This is a genomic window from Collinsella sp. CLA-ER-H6 (assembly GCF_040092305.1).
Classification (GTDB): Bacteria; Actinomycetota; Coriobacteriia; order Coriobacteriales; family Coriobacteriaceae; genus Collinsella.
Window position 1 is genome coordinate 69714 of sequence record NZ_JBBNLS010000007.1, and the last position, 13585, is coordinate 83298.

Annotated in this window: 15 protein-coding genes; 9 read left to right on the forward strand and 6 right to left on the reverse strand. The window is 59.8% G+C overall.

All coding sequences use genetic code 11. The features are described 5' to 3' along the window. Positions 1–32: 32 nt before the first annotated feature. A complete protein-coding gene (locus tag AAAX77_RS04490) occupies positions 33–329 on the forward strand; it encodes a hypothetical protein (protein WP_349104965.1) in 297 nt (98 codons plus the stop codon). A gap of 48 nt (positions 330–377) precedes the next feature. Here the strand turns inward: AAAX77_RS04490 and AAAX77_RS04495 are convergent, their stop codons facing one another. Further along, entirely contained in the window at positions 378–1082 is a 705-nt protein-coding gene (locus AAAX77_RS04495) for a class I SAM-dependent methyltransferase (protein WP_349104966.1), read from the reverse strand. A 434-nt stretch (positions 1083–1516) separates the two neighbouring features. Here AAAX77_RS04495 and AAAX77_RS04500 point away from each other — a divergent pair, with 434 nt between their 5' ends. Further along, complete coding sequence (locus AAAX77_RS04500; RefSeq protein ID WP_055286664.1) at positions 1517–1918, forward strand: hypothetical protein; 402 nt, start codon at positions 1517–1519, stop codon at positions 1916–1918. A 125-nt stretch (positions 1919–2043) separates the two neighbouring features. On the opposite strand, the gene AAAX77_RS04505 is transcribed toward AAAX77_RS04500, so the two are convergent. Further along, complete coding sequence (locus tag AAAX77_RS04505; RefSeq protein ID WP_349104967.1) at positions 2044–2862, reverse strand: putative RNA methyltransferase; 819 nt, start codon at positions 2860–2862, stop codon at positions 2044–2046. A gap of 178 nt (positions 2863–3040) precedes the next feature. On the opposite strand from AAAX77_RS04505, the gene AAAX77_RS04510 reads away from it, so the two are divergent. Next, positions 3041–4423 (forward strand): MATE family efflux transporter, encoded by a 1383-nt coding sequence (locus tag AAAX77_RS04510; protein WP_215673313.1) that lies wholly within the window; start codon positions 3041–3043, stop codon positions 4421–4423. A gap of 27 nt (positions 4424–4450) precedes the next feature. Here the strand turns inward: AAAX77_RS04510 and AAAX77_RS04515 are convergent, their stop codons facing one another. Then, complete coding sequence (locus tag AAAX77_RS04515) at positions 4451–5317, reverse strand: LysR family transcriptional regulator (RefSeq protein ID WP_349104968.1); 867 nt, start codon at positions 5315–5317, stop codon at positions 4451–4453. 158 nt (positions 5318–5475) lie between these two features. On the opposite strand from AAAX77_RS04515, the gene AAAX77_RS04520 reads away from it, so the two are divergent. Continuing rightward, positions 5476–6378 (forward strand): DMT family transporter, encoded by a 903-nt coding sequence (locus AAAX77_RS04520; protein WP_349104969.1) that lies wholly within the window; start codon positions 5476–5478, stop codon positions 6376–6378. Positions 6379–6466: 88 nt separating this feature from the next. Further along, positions 6467–7192 carry a uracil-DNA glycosylase gene (locus tag AAAX77_RS04525; RefSeq protein ID WP_349104970.1) on the forward strand — a complete coding sequence of 242 codons (726 nt, stop codon included), beginning with the start codon at positions 6467–6469 and terminating at the stop codon, positions 7190–7192. A gap of 53 nt (positions 7193–7245) precedes the next feature. Here the strand turns inward: AAAX77_RS04525 and AAAX77_RS04530 are convergent, their stop codons facing one another. The 3 genes from AAAX77_RS04530 to AAAX77_RS04540 form a co-directional block, all read right to left on the reverse strand. Then, complete coding sequence (locus AAAX77_RS04530; protein WP_349104972.1) at positions 7246–7926, reverse strand: SDR family oxidoreductase; 681 nt, start codon at positions 7924–7926, stop codon at positions 7246–7248. A gap of 9 nt (positions 7927–7935) precedes the next feature. Next, the gene (locus AAAX77_RS04535; protein ID WP_022093974.1) at positions 7936–8658 is read right to left on the reverse strand and encodes a VUT family protein; all 723 of its coding nucleotides are present in this window, start codon (positions 8656–8658) and stop codon (positions 7936–7938) included. 156 nt (positions 8659–8814) lie between these two features. Next, entirely contained in the window at positions 8815–10428 is a 1614-nt protein-coding gene (locus tag AAAX77_RS04540; protein WP_117820856.1) for a peptide chain release factor 3, read from the reverse strand. Positions 10429–10643: 215 nt separating this feature from the next. Here AAAX77_RS04540 and AAAX77_RS04545 point away from each other — a divergent pair, with 215 nt between their 5' ends. The 4 genes from AAAX77_RS04545 to AAAX77_RS04560 all read left to right on the forward strand — a co-directional run bounded on the left by AAAX77_RS04545 (position 10644) and on the right by AAAX77_RS04560 (position 13577). Beyond that, the gene (locus AAAX77_RS04545) at positions 10644–11024 is read left to right on the forward strand and encodes a GntR family transcriptional regulator (RefSeq protein WP_349104974.1); all 381 of its coding nucleotides are present in this window, start codon (positions 10644–10646) and stop codon (positions 11022–11024) included. A gap of 23 nt (positions 11025–11047) precedes the next feature. After that, the gene (locus AAAX77_RS04550; RefSeq protein WP_349104975.1) at positions 11048–11929 is read left to right on the forward strand and encodes an ABC transporter ATP-binding protein; all 882 of its coding nucleotides are present in this window, start codon (positions 11048–11050) and stop codon (positions 11927–11929) included. Then, the gene (locus AAAX77_RS04555) at positions 11926–12633 is read left to right on the forward strand and encodes an ABC-2 transporter permease (RefSeq protein WP_349104977.1); all 708 of its coding nucleotides are present in this window, start codon (positions 11926–11928) and stop codon (positions 12631–12633) included. The genes AAAX77_RS04550 and AAAX77_RS04555 overlap by 4 nt, the downstream gene beginning before the upstream one ends. A gap of 68 nt (positions 12634–12701) precedes the next feature. After that, positions 12702–13577: an EamA family transporter gene (locus tag AAAX77_RS04560; RefSeq protein WP_349104979.1), complete on the forward strand. Its 876-nt coding sequence runs from the start codon at positions 12702–12704 to the stop codon at positions 13575–13577. Positions 13578–13585: the final 8 nt, after the last annotated feature.

The following is a 13585-nucleotide window of genomic DNA, read 5'->3' on the forward strand; positions in this document are numbered from 1 at the left end:
GATACCAGCGTTTGGAGAGGGGCACGAAGCAGATGGGGAGCAAAAAGCGAGCCGCCTGGTCAAAGGCAAAAAGCGAGTTTTTGAGCGCTGCCACCGGCGGCGATATGAGCGACCTGTTTGCGCGCGAAGACGAGCGCCGCGACGCCCTGGACGCCGAGCGCGATGAGGCCTGGCGCTACAAGTCGTGCGGGCGCAAAAACCGTTACGACACACGCGCTGAGGCCGAGGCTGTTATGGCCGACTGCGAAAACCGCGGGCGGCGTGGTTTGGCCTGCTACAAATGCGAATACTGCGGTGGATGGCACCTGACGTCGCACCCTTGGAAATAGGCACTGCATCGGCACAGCATTGACGGAGCGCCAGCCATCGCACGCAAGCTACGGGCGCGGCGGCACCAAAACATCGTAACGAACGGCCTTGCCCGCAAGTTGATAGCTCGGCTTAACGCCGGCAAGCAGCGGCCCCTTCGCCGGCCGCTTGATAACGACCTTGCGCGGATGCACCGCAAGCGCAGCTTCGACCAGCGTCTCCTCATCGGCGCACGGCTGTTCCAGATGATGTAGGAGCTGGAACTTCTTTTTGACCGCCGCACTTTTAGTACGCTCGGGAAACATGGGGTCCAGATACACCACGTCGGGAGCCGCGAGCTCGCCCTGCCCGATCAGCTCAGCTGTATGGCGAAGGCCGGTAATACTGTCCTCGCCCGCATGTAAGCGCATGCGCGCCACGGCTGTCGCAAGCGCCGGATCATCTGCCGCGCGATCCAAAGCATCCTTGAGGAGTGCCGCGATCACGCAATCCTGCTCATACAGATCGACGGTAAAGCCCGCGGCCGCCAACAGCAGCGAATCCTCGCCAAAGCCTGCCGTGGCATCAATCGCCCATGGGCACTCGATACCTTTTGTGCGCGCAGCCTTTACCAGCAGCTCTTGCTGCAAACGGCCCTGCTTGAGCCGCGGATGCATGCGGGTGAAATCGGCGCGCAGCTCCATCGCGCCGTCGGTGAGCGTGAGTCCCTCGGACTTCCCGGTCAGCTCAAGCCCCGCGGCCCGAGCAACAGAAAAGGGATCGACTACGCCCATGAGTACTCCTTAGCAAGCAAAACGAATACGTGAGCGCCGTTTATGCCAGCACCCAACCGTCCGCTATTGTCCCACATGCGACATGGCCCACAGCATCCCAATGCAAAGCACCGCCATCAATCCCGTGCACACGGCAGCGATCACGGAATCACTCATGCGCCTTCCCAACGACCGCGGCTCACGCACTTGCCCTGCTCCGTACATCATGGCTTCTCCTTCGGTCCAGCTCTTACCATGGCCCCATCATCGCAGCGCCGCGCATACGCTGCCATCGATTTGACTTACGCCCAGCTTTCTTTTTTGAAAGGTTGGACCGTGCGGGCAAGAGACGCTTTCAAACGCATGCATCGCCGCGTTGAACTACAATGTGCTTCACCATATGTGCAGTACATTGGGTGCGCCAAGTTGGCGTACTCGTATCGAAAGGACCAGCCATGAGCTTCACTCGCAAGACTCTCAAAATCCTTGCTCTCATCTACTTTGTTTTGGGCATCGCCAGCCTCGTCACCGCCGGCGTCGGTATCGCCACGGGCGGTCTCGATTCCACGTACGGTTCGTACGCCACGCTCGCAGCGGTCGTGCTTATCGCCAAGGGTCTCGTCGACCTTGCCGCAGGCGTCGCCGGTATCAAGGGCGCCAACAAGCCTTCGCAGGTGGACGGCGCGTTTAAGCTCGGTATTGTTGCCGCGGTCGCCACGCTTGCCCAAGCGGTGCTCACGCTTCCCGCGTTTGGCGGCGACGCCATCAACTTTGGCGCCTTTGTCATCGTGGTGTACGACCTGTTCTTTGTTCAGCAGGCACACGCCGTTAAGGCCGAGAACAAGGACCGCCTGTAGGCACCTGTCTCCCATAGCCCCTGCTATCAAGCAGCTAAAAAGGGCCGATCGCGCATCTCCGCGGTCGGCCCTTTACGTTTGCCCAGATAAAACCTACCGAAACAAACCTGTCCCTTTTTGGCAGGTTATTTACCGTGGCGGTACTCGGCGATGATGAAGTCGATGTCGGTTTGAAGGGTGTCCAAATTTGCCAGGCGCTCTTTGTCGGCAGGGCGCGTGCGATAGTAGTATGGCGTCATCTGGAACACCGCCTCGATGTCGGCCTGCGTCTGGAGCGTAATATTCGCAGATACCCGCTGCGTTCCGACCAACTCGAGCTCGGTGGTCTTCGGCAGCTTCTCATCGTTAAGGTACGGCGTGTCGTAGAGCACCTCCTTGAGCCCAAACAGATGACGGGCGCCCGGCACCACGGTATAGAACGAACCCTCTGGCGCCAGTACGCGGGCAAATTCGCGATCGTTAAAGGGAGCAAAGAGCTCGGTCACCATATCGAAGGCGCCATCGGCCACGGGGATATCCTTCATGTTGGCCACGAAGTAGGTCGCATCGCCGCGCTTGGCAGCCAGGCGCACCATCTCTTTGCCCAAGTCGAACCCGTAAGCATCCACGCCCGGCATCGCGCCCATGGCACTCGTGTAATAGCCCTCGCCGCAGCAAATATCGAGCAGCGTCATGGGGCCATTCGTAGACGTGGCGCGCCCAGACACCTGCTTGCGCACCAGCTCAACCATCGCATCGCGCAACGGCGCATAGTAACCGCGGTTCAGAAAGTCACGACGGCTGCGCGCCTGCGACTTGGGATCGCCCATGGAGTCGCCACTCTTGGACGAGCGCAGCAGATATAGATAGCCCTCGCGAGCACGGTCAAACCGGTGTCCGCCCGCGCACGCAGCACCGCGCTCGTCGCCCACCAACGGCTCATGGCAAACGGGACACAACAACATGGCAACTCCTTAGCGCGAACAACACAACGCCCACCATTGTCGCACGCCTTCCCCACCTAGTCATTGGGGACGTTCTTAAATGACTAGTCGTTTAAGAACGTCCCCAATGACTAGTCGATTAGGAGTATCATCATCTGCGCAAATAAGCACGAAAGAGCATGTTAGAGATTGAGAGCGTATGGCTGATACCGTATCTAAGCACATTGACATGACCACCGGCTCGTTGTGGCGCAATATTCCCCTGTTCGCCTTCCCCGTGGCCGCCACGAGCATCTTGGAGCAGCTGTCGAACCTCATCGCCACGGTCATCATCGGTAACTTCTCGGGCGACCAGGGAACCCTCGCCATGGCGGCGGTCGGCTCCAATGTTCCGCTTACCAGTCTTATGCTCAACCTGTTTATCGGCATGTCGCTTGGCTCCAACGTGGTCATCGCCAACGCTATCGGCCGCAATGATCAGAACATGGTCAAACGCGCCGTCCACACCTCGATTTTGATGGCGCTTGTAGGCTTTGTCGTCATCGCGCTGGGCGAGATCTTTGCCGAGCCCATGCTCGCCGCGCTCAACGTTCCCGCCGAAACCATGCCGCTCGCTTCGCTCTACCTACGCGTCTTTTTGCTCAGCATGCCCTCAATCTTGCTTTACAACTTTGAAGCCGCAATCTTCCGCTCCGTCGGCATCACCCGCATGCCGCTACAGGCGCTTGCCGTGTCCACCGTCCTCAACATTGGCCTGGACCTCATCTTTGTCCCCGTACTCCACTGGGGCGTCGCGGGCGTCGCCATCGCCACCGCCATCGCCTACACCGTCAGCGCCGCTACGCTCTTTATTCGCCTGCTCAAGACCGACTCCGTCGTCCGCGTCACCCCGCGCGACCTGGCTATCGACCCCGTCGCCCTCAAGCGCATCGTTAAGATCGGCCTGCCCGCCGGCATCCAAAGCGCTGTCTTTGCCGTCGCCAACATCATCATCCAGTCCGCCATCAACAGCCTGGGCACCGAGGTCATGGCGGCATCGAGCGCCGCCATGAGCCTGGAGTACGTGTGCTACAACCTGCTCAACAGCTTTAGTCAGGCTTGCACCACCTTTGTGGGACAAAACCACGGTGCCCGCCAGATCGACCGTTGCACCAAGACGCTCAAGGTCTGCCTGGTCGAAGGCGGTATCGTCGCGCTCACCACAATTATCGTTATTGTCGGCCTGGGGCGCGAGATCTTGTCGCTCTTTAACAGCGATCCCAACATCGTCTCGATCGGCTATATCCGCGTGTGCTCGATCTTCCCGGCGTACGCCTTTAGCATGTTCTACGAAAACATGTCAGGCTACCTGCGCGGCTTTGGTATCTCGCTCACACCCGCCCTCATCACCATGATCTGCGTCTGCGGCATCCGCTTCTATTGGGTGTTCTGCGTGTTCCCGCACTTCCGCACCTTTGCGAACATCATGATGGTCTACCCCATCAGCCTGGGCACCACGGCGTTCTTTATGGTCGTAGCGGTACTACTTTGCCACCCGGCACGCACCTATCGCGCCACCCAAGCCAAAGCGACAGCCCGCTAAACACCGCGCTCAACGCTACGCCAGTCATTAATTGACGATATGCGAGCTCATATAGTCGATAAAGCGCCTCGTGGCGATAGGCATGGTGTCCCAGCTGCGCCAGGCGGCCACCACGTCGCGCGAGGGGGCATGCACGATGGGACGTACGCGAATATCGGCCCGCATGCCCTCGACGGTACGGCGGTAAAGCATACTCACGCCTAGCCCCTCCTCCACCATCGCCATGATGGTGTAGTCGTCGGTCACCTCACTCGTCACGTGCGGCGACAGTCCATGCGCCGCGAATGCATCGAGCACCAGGCTCTGTTCGCCCTCATCCAGCAGCACAAACGGCTCGGACGCCAGGTCGGCGAGCGTCACCTTTTCCTTTGCCGTCAGCGGATGCACGGCCGGCAACAGCGCCACCAACTCATCGTGATAGACCACGCGTTTCTCGAGCCCAGCGGTAAATCCGCGCGCCGTAAAACAAAAATCAACCACGCCATCGTGCACCCATTGAGCGTTGCGCGTGTAATCGCCCTGCTTGAGGGTAAAGTGCACGCCCGGGTGCAGCGCTCCAAAGTCGCGGATCACACGCGGCAGCACGGTACGACTCACGTTGGTAAACGTCGCAATGCGAATATCAGTCGACGAAAGCCCCAGCAGCTCCTGGCGCTTGCCCTCGAGCTCGGCTTCGGCGGTCACGATCTGGCGCAGGTACGGCAGATATTGTTTACCGTCGCGCGTAAGCGAAACGCCCTGCTTTCCGCGCTCGATAAGCGTGGTGCCCAGCTCGCGCTCGAGCGCCTTGACGGCCTGGCTCACCGCACTTTGCGTATAGCCCAGCTCGTCCGCCGCACGTTTCAGGCTACCGCAATCGACCACCATACAAACAATCTGATACCGCGATGCCATCGTGCCTCCATATCAATGCAGCCGTAAAACGTTTTGCCAGGATTTTTCCTGTCAACATTAGTATTTCTTAATCATACTGAAGATACATTCGCTTTACTACATCCACATCTGGGAGCAGAATCCTTTTTACGAAACCGTTCTGTAACAAAAGGAGTCCCATGGATCGCAAAAAAGCAATCGCGCTCTCATTTTCCGTTCCCGTCGCATGGGGCTTTTCGTATCCCCTCATGAAGATCGGCATGAACAGCATGAACGCCACGAGCATCGTCGCGTTACGCTGCATCATCGCCTTTGTGGCCTGCCTGTTGCTCTTCCACAAGCGCGCTTTCCGCATCAACCGCGACCTTATGGTCCGCGCCGCCATCATCGGCGCCATCATGGCAACCGAACTCACCTGCATGTGCCTGGGCTCCAGCCTCACCTCCGCCTCCACTGCCGGCTTTTTGCAGAGCCTGACGGTCGTGATCGTGCCGTTTGCCAACGCCGCCCTGCTGCGCCGCGCCCCCGAGCGCAAGGTGCTCGTCGGCACCGCCATCGTCACCTGCGGCATGCTGCTGCTCTCGGGCGCCGACTTTACTAGCCTGAATCCCGGCGCGATCATTATGCTGCTCTCCGCTTTTGTCTATGCCGGGCACATCATTGTCGCCAAGCGCTTTGTCGAAGAAGTCGATCCGCTTGCTCTGGGCGTTTGGCAGCTGGGCTTCGGCGGCCTGTTCTCGGGCATTGCCGCATGCGTCTTTGGCGGCTTCACGCTTCCCAGCACGCCCAGCGAGATCGTCGTTGTCGTCGCGCTCGCACTCATCTGCTCTGCCTACGGCTTTATCACCCAGACGCTCGTGCAGCCCCACGTGCCCGCCGAGACCACCGGCTTCGCCTTCTCGCTCGAGCCGGTCTGCTCCGCCGTCTTTTCGTTCTTCCTGGTCGGCGAGGTCCTGAGCCCCATCGCCTTCCTGGGTGCAGCTCTCATCCTCACCGGCGTCATGGTGGCAACCGTCGAGCTTCCGCGCCTCCGCGCACATGAACAAGCTCGCATGGCAGGAGCGCCCGAGCACGTCTCGTAGACCCTACTCTTCATACAGCCGTGGCATAAAGGCAACCGGTGCGCCTTTACAATAGATACCGACAGAGCATCTGACGTAAAGGAGCCCCATGGACGCCGCGACCCGCGACCGCAACATAGCAACTTGGTTGGGCGATGCGCCACAGCCGGTACGTGACACTACGAACCAGCTGCTCGAGCGCATCGCCCTTTTGCGTGCCGAGCAAACCATCTACCCGGCACAAGACGACATCCTCAATGCCCTTGCCTACACGCCGGCCGACCAGGTCAAGGTTGTCATCTTGGGTCAAGACCCCTATCACGGACCCAACCAGGCCATGGGGCTGTCGTTCTCGGTCCCCGCGACGCAAACCAAGTTGCCGCCGAGCCTGCGCAACATCTATAAGGAGCTCAAAGCCGATCTGGGCTGCCCCATTCCCGCCACAGGAGATCTAACGCCATGGGCACAACAGGGCGTCCTGCTTCTCAACACCACGCTCACCGTGCGCGAGCATGCCGCGAACTCGCATGCCAAACTGGGCTGGAGCACGCTCACCGACTACGTTATCGAACGCTGCTGCCAGCTGCCCCAGCCGGTAGTCTTTTTGGCATGGGGCCGCTTTGCCCAGCAGATGGTCGAAGGTAAGCTCGTCGCAACCGGCGCGGGCAAGGCAACCGACAAGTTCTGTCTGGCCTCCACACACCCCTCGCCGCTTTCGGCCAACCGTGCCACGGCAGAACTCCCAGCTTTTATGGGGTCGCGCCCCTTCTCCGCTGCCAATCGACTACTCGAACAGCACGGCTCGACCCCCGTCAACTGGACTTGCCTCGGCTAAAATCGATACATCAAAAACGCGCCCGACGGCAATCTTGCCATCGGGCGCGTTTTCTACTCGGGCCAGATAAATTGTGTGCGGCCAGCCTCGCCACCGTCAATGAGCAGGCTCTGTCCGGTCATAAACCGGTTGGTCACGCCCACAAAGTAGATCCACTCGGCGATCTCTTGGGCGGTGGCCCAACGTTTAAGCGGCGTGAGCTCCATAATCTGATTCCACAGGTGCTCGTCTTCCATCACGCAACGGTTGAGCGGCGTGATAACGCCGCCCGGGTCCACACTGTTGGCGATGGCCTGCGGTGCCAAGCGGTTTGCAAGGTTCTTGGTGTAGGCGATAACGCCGCCCTTGCTGGCGGCATAGGCGGGAAACTCCGACCCCGTATGCCCACTCGCCGACCCCACATTGACCACGGATTTGATAGCGGGCGCCGGCTTGGCGGCGAGCCCCTCCCCCACAAAAGCGTAGCGCTCGGTCACGTTGATGGTGCCACACAGGTTGGCGGCGATATCGTCGGCCGAATCCTGCGTACCGGCAACGTTCACGATCACTTGGGGTTCAAGGTCGCCTGGAAACGAGCCCGGCTCGCGGACATCAACAATCAGATGGCGGTAGCGCTCGTGTTCGATCGCCGCCGGCAGCAGATCAAAGCCCACGACCTCGTGGCCCTCGTCCAAAAAGCGCTGCACGCATGCGGCTCCGATACCGCCCGAAGCACCCGTGATCAAAACCCGCATACTTGTTCCTTAAGCGGTTGCGTGGCGCTCGAGGTACTCGGAGCCCACATTCTCGCGCTCCCAGCCGCGCACGACCTTGTAGCCCACGGGGCTCAGGAAGACCTCGCACAGCAGCTCGGCAACAGCGCCGGTCAGCGAGCACATAAGGACCTGCACCCAGGTCCAACCAAAGAACGTGTGGCTCACCACGATGGCAAAAACCAGATTGTCGATAAACTGGCCAACACCCGTGGACACATAGGAGCGGAAGGCAAAGCTCGCAAAGTTATTCTTTTTGAGCATACGGCCGAGCGACTGGTTGAGCGTGGAGTTAACCACGGCAGAAACGAGCATGGCAAGCGAAGAGCCCAGCACCACGTACCAGGTGCCACCGATGGTAGCGTTAAGGGCAGTGTTGACCTCGATCATACCCGTGTCGTAGTAAGCGCCCCACATGCCGGGCGTGAGCGAGCATGCCCAAAAGCACAGGCTCACGGCAAGGTTGACCAGCAGCGCGAGGATAGAGATTTTAATGGATGCCTTGGCACCAAAGCGCTTGCAGATCATGTCCTGGCACAAAAACGAAACCCAGCTCACCACAAAGCCGCAATCGAGTGCCAGATACGGCAGGCTGATGAGCTCTTTGTTGGCCAGCAGGTTCATCATGATGACGCTCACGAAAAACAGCGAAACCGTTGCCGCGGGAATGCTCCGCAACAGGACCTTGTAGTCCTCCATGACCTTCTTGATCATTATGTACTCCTTTGGTTTTAGGTTTAACGAGCAGGATATCGGACCCGAATTGCTCGGACGCCCCGGTCTTGAGACGACGGTGGGTATGATAGCCGCTCACACGGCATCAGGCAAGCAAACGGCGCGGCAGCCCCGCAGGACCACCGCGCCGATGCGTTAAAAGGCTACGTTGCCAAACTCCGACAGGATAAGGTCGGGGTTGTGGTCGGTTGCCCAATCCACGTTCCACGGGCTCGTGAACAGCAGCAGCTTACCGCCGCGCATGTCCTCGACGCGCAGCGTGTCGCGCGTGAGCGAAAGAGCCGGGATATCGATGGTATCGGGGTCGTTCTGGATCCAGCGGATGTCCGTATAGGGCAGCGGCTGGCGACGAACCTCAACACGGTATTCGGCCTTAAGGCGGCGCTCGAGCACCTCAAACTGCAGCACGCCGACCACGCCCACGATGACGCTCTCCATGCCGGCACCCAGCTCGCGGAAGATCTGGATGGCGCCCTCCTGGGCAAGCTCCTCCATGCCCTTGACGAACTGCTTGCGCTTGAGCGTGTCGACCTGCGTAATGCGAGCGAACATCTCGGGGGCAAACGTCGGGATCTGCGGATACTGCACGTGGCGCTTGCCGGAGCACACAGTGTCGCCGATGCTAAAGATACCCGGATCGAACAGGCCCACGATATCGCCCGCGTACGCCTCGTCCACGATGGCGCGGTCATCGGCCATCATCGACGTGCCCGTGGCAAGCTTAAGCTTGCGGTTGCCCTGCACGTGGAAGGCGTCCATGCCGCGCTCGAACTTGCCCGAGCAAATGCGCACAAAGGCGATGCGATCGCGGTGGTTCTTATCCATGTTGGCCTGGATCTTAAACACAAAGCCGCTAAAGTCGTCGCGGCAGGGATCGACCGGTTCGCTGGTGAGCGTATCGGTATAGGCGCGCGGCGTCGGGGCCAGACGCAGGAACTCCTTGAGGAAGGGCTCCACGCCAAAGTTGGTGAGCGCCGAGCCAAAGAACGCCGGGCTCAGCTTGCCGCAGGCCACGGCATCCAAGTCGAGCTCGTCGCCGGCGCCATCGAGCAGCTCGATGTCGTCCATCAGGTTCTTATGGTTTTCCTCGCCGATGAGCTCGTCCATGGAAGGATCGCCCAGCTCAGCCTCGACCTCGGCGACCTTCTTGGTGGCGTTGGCGTGGCCGTCGCCCTCAAAGGCGATAACGCGACGGGTCTGACGGTCGAACACGCCACGGAAATTGCGGCCGCTGCCGATCGGCCAGTTCATGGGATACGTATTGATACCCAGGACGTTCTCGATCTCTTCCATGAGCTCAAACGGATCGCGAGCCTCGTGGTCGAGCTTGTTCACAAAGGTGAAGATGGGAATGTGGCGCAGCGTACAGACCTTAAAGAGCTTTTTGGTCTGGGCCTCAACGCCCTTGGCGCCGTCGATGACCATAACAGCAGCGTCGGCGGCCATAAGGGTACGGTAAGTATCCTCCGAGAAGTCCTGGTGGCCGGGGGTATCGAGGATGTTGACGCAGGCGCCGTTGTAGGTAAACTGCAGCACCGAGGAGGTGACGGAGATGCCGCGCTCCTTCTCGATGTCCATCCAGTCCGAGACGGCGTGCTTGGCCGAGCTCTTGCCCTTGACCGAGCCAGCAGTCTGGATGCTGCCGGTATAGAGCAGCAGCTTCTCGGTAAGCGTGGTCTTACCGGCGTCCGGGTGGCTGATGATCGCGAATGTGCGGCGCGACGAGATTTCATCCGACAGGCTTGCCATGCGGATCCTTTCTTGCATTGAGTGCATTACGTCGATGTAACCGCCCTATTGTAGCCGCGAAATCCCGCTCTAGGGCACCTATCAGGACAAATTCATCAGTTGGGGCCTGGGCAACCGGCCCAATCCGCATTTGCCTCTTGCAGAACTGTGCATAGTGTATATATACTGTGCTTACCGGTTATATACACGTGTAGCCCAACAGCTAAGGAGCCGCTGTGGACATCATCCTATCCAATTCGAGCGACAAGCCCATCTACGAGCAGATAACCTCACAAGTCAAAGCTCAGATCTTATCGGGCACGCTCGCTGCGGGCGCCAAACTCCCCAGCATCCGTGTACTCGCGAGCGATCTTGGCGTGAGCGTCATCACCACCAAGCGCGCCTACGCCGACCTGGAGCAGCTCGGGTTTATCTGCACCGTGCGGGGCAAGGGCTGTTTTGTCGCCGAGGGCAACCAGGAGCTTTTGCGCGAAAACCAGCTCTGTCATATCGAAGAGCTGCTTGCGAAAGCGGCAAGCCAAGCCGAAGCCTTGGGCGTCACGCGCGACAAACTGCACGAGATGCTCGACCTGGTAGCCCCCGAAACCATGCAGTAGCCATCTGCAAGAAAGGCTATACCATGCAAAACTTGCTTGAACTCAAAGGCATCTCACGCACTGTAAGCGACCGCTTTTCGCTGCGCGACGTCACGCTTGCCGTGGAGCCTGGCCAGATCGTCGGCTTTGTTGGTGCCAACGGTGCTGGCAAAACAACGGCGATTCGAGCTGCTCTCGGGCTTATAAAGCTCGATGCCGGCGAAGTGCACCTGTTTGGGCAGCGCTGTGGCGCCGACGCGCCCGATGAGTCGCAACGCCATCTACGCTCCCGCGTCGGTCTTGTCCTGGACACGTGCCCCTTCCCCTCCACGCTCAAGGTGGGCCAGATCGAGGCGCTCGTAGGCCCGGCGTACCCCACGTGGGACCGCGAAACGTTCGCCGGATTCATCAACCGATTTGGCCTCGATCCCAAGACAAAGGTCAAGGACCTCTCCCGCGGCATGGGTATGAAGCTGCAGCTCGCCTGCGCGCTCAGCCACGATGCCAAGCTGCTCGTTTTGGACGAAGCCACCGCGGGCCTCGATCCCATGGCACGCGAGGAACTGCTCGATGAGCTGCTCGCCTTTGTCGCCGACGGCCAGCGCAGCGTGCTGCTCTCGAGCCACATTACGTCTGATCTCGATCGTGCTGCCGACCGCGTCATCTGCATCGATAACGGCTCGATTGTGTTTGACCTGCCACGCGAGGACATTACCGACCGCGCCGGCATCGCCCACTGCACCCAGGCACAGGCCGCCGAGCTCATGGCTTGCGTCGAAGGCACCCGCGCCGCCCGCCACGCCTACAGCGTGGACGTGCTCGTGCCCAACCACCGCGAAGTGCTCGAGGCCTTCCCCGAGATTCCCTGCGATCGGGCAACCATTGATGACTATCTTCGCTTCATGCTGAAAGGGGCTTTGAAATGAAACGCGCCATTATGTCCGAGCTTGCCATCGTTCGCACGCTCGTCCCGAGCATCGCAGGTGTCGGCCTGTTCATCTTCGTCGTGCTGACCGCCGTCAGGGCATCGAATGGTGATTCCGATATGAGCGCCGCCGGCGCCTTCGCGATCAGTGCCATGTCGCCTATCATGGCCATGACGTCGCTGGCCGGGCTCGACAACCAAAACGGATGGGAGCGCTATCGGGCAACGCTGCCCATCTCACGCAAAGACATCGTCAGCGCACGCTACCTGTGCATCACTATTTTCTCGGTCATCATGACGTGCGCGGCCGTGCTGTTGAGTATCGTCGCCATCCCGATCTTAAACAGCGTGGGTATCCCCTCCACGGGAGAGACCGTCTTTGAGACCGCAATCGCCTCGGCAATATCGATGCTTTTCTCCCTCATGGCGGTGTTTTTGGTACTGCCTCTGTTCTTTCGATTTGAACACATGAAGGCGCAACGCCTATCCGTTGGTCTATACGCCCTATACATGTGCCTTATCATGGTCACGCTAAACTCATTCAACCCCATCAGCAACCAGCTCATGTCGATGATTGCCGGGGCGAATCCCGATCCTTCCGTTCTTGGCTTCCTGTGCGCAGGAATTGCCGCGCTGGCAACGGTCGTCCTTGGCGCTGTCAGCTGCGCCATCAGCACCAAGGTCTACCGGGCACGCAACCTATAGGCAAGCGCGGTATCATTGGACATGCGCCATAGATCTGGCGTGGTCTTTTTTGAGGAGGCGCTCAACCCGTGTCGTGGGTCGTCGCAGCATTTGCGTCAGCATTCTTTGCCGGCATCACATCCATCTTGGCCAAATGCGGCATCAAGCAGACCGACTCCGATGTCGCGACGGCCATTCGCACCTGCGTGGTGCTCGTTTTCGCCTGGGCAATGGCGGGCATTTCTGGATCCATTGGAACCATTGGCAGCATCGAACCCAGATCCTGGCTCTTTCTCGTCCTCTCGGGACTCGCTACCGGCGCTTCGTGGATCTGTTACTTTAAGGCGTTGAGCATCGGAGACGTCAATAAGGTCGTACCGGTCGACAAGATGAGCACCGTGCTCGCCGCGCTGATCGCCATCGTGCTTTTTGGCGAGACGAGCAACCTTGCGGTTAAGCTCGTGGGAACCGCCGTCATTACCCTCGGCACGTTTTTAATGACCGAGAAGCAGCAATCCGCCGGACCCGAGCAGCAGCAAGACCGGACCTGGCTCGCTTACGCCCTCGGCGCCGCCATGTTCGCAGCACTCACCTCCGTCCTCGCTAAGATCGGCATCGAAGGCGTCGAGTCAAACCTGGCCACGGCAATCCGCACCTGCGTGGTACTGGTTATGGCATGGGCAATCGTGGCAGCTAAAGGCAAGATGGGCCAAGCCGTGCACGTAGACCGCTACGAGCTCGTATTTCTCGCGGCATCGGGCATCGCGACCGGAGCATCGTGGCTGCTCTATTACTATGCCATCGCCGCAGGCCAGGTGAGCGTCGTGGTGCAGATCGACAAACTATCGATTGTCGTATCGGTACTATTTGCGCGCTTGGCATTCAGCGAAAAGGTCTCGCGGCGCAGCGCCATCGGTCTCGCCCTCATCGTACTGGGCACTGCGGCGCTCGCGGTTTGGAAGTAGCGCGGCCA

What these genes read in the sequence shown, in the direction of transcription:
- AAAX77_RS04515 (WP_349104968.1), bottom strand. Translation starts at nt 5,317, where the DNA reads ATGGCATCGCGGTATCAGATTGTTTGTATGGTGGTCGATTGCGGTAGC.
- AAAX77_RS04540 (WP_117820856.1), bottom strand. Translation starts at nt 10,428, where the DNA reads ATGGCAAGCCTGTCGGATGAAATCTCGTCGCGCCGCACATTCGCGATC.
- AAAX77_RS04510 (WP_215673313.1), top strand. Translation starts at nt 3,041, where the DNA reads ATGGCTGATACCGTATCTAAGCACATTGACATGACCACCGGCTCGTTG.
- AAAX77_RS04495 (WP_349104966.1), bottom strand. Translation starts at nt 1,082, where the DNA reads ATGGGCGTAGTCGATCCCTTTTCTGTTGCTCGGGCCGCGGGGCTTGAG.
- AAAX77_RS04550 (WP_349104975.1), top strand. Translation starts at nt 11,048, where the DNA reads ATGCAAAACTTGCTTGAACTCAAAGGCATCTCACGCACTGTAAGCGAC.
- AAAX77_RS04505 (WP_349104967.1), bottom strand. Translation starts at nt 2,862, where the DNA reads ATGTTGTTGTGTCCCGTTTGCCATGAGCCGTTGGTGGGCGACGAGCGC.
- AAAX77_RS04555 (WP_349104977.1), top strand. Translation starts at nt 11,926, where the DNA reads ATGAAACGCGCCATTATGTCCGAGCTTGCCATCGTTCGCACGCTCGTC.
- AAAX77_RS04530 (WP_349104972.1), bottom strand. Translation starts at nt 7,926, where the DNA reads ATGCGGGTTTTGATCACGGGTGCTTCGGGCGGTATCGGAGCCGCATGC.
- AAAX77_RS04535 (WP_022093974.1), bottom strand. Translation starts at nt 8,658, where the DNA reads ATGATCAAGAAGGTCATGGAGGACTACAAGGTCCTGTTGCGGAGCATT.
- AAAX77_RS04500 (WP_055286664.1), top strand. Translation starts at nt 1,517, where the DNA reads ATGAGCTTCACTCGCAAGACTCTCAAAATCCTTGCTCTCATCTACTTT.
- AAAX77_RS04520 (WP_349104969.1), top strand. Translation starts at nt 5,476, where the DNA reads ATGGATCGCAAAAAAGCAATCGCGCTCTCATTTTCCGTTCCCGTCGCA.
- AAAX77_RS04490 (WP_349104965.1), top strand. Translation starts at nt 33, where the DNA reads ATGGGGAGCAAAAAGCGAGCCGCCTGGTCAAAGGCAAAAAGCGAGTTT.
- AAAX77_RS04525 (WP_349104970.1), top strand. Translation starts at nt 6,467, where the DNA reads ATGGACGCCGCGACCCGCGACCGCAACATAGCAACTTGGTTGGGCGAT.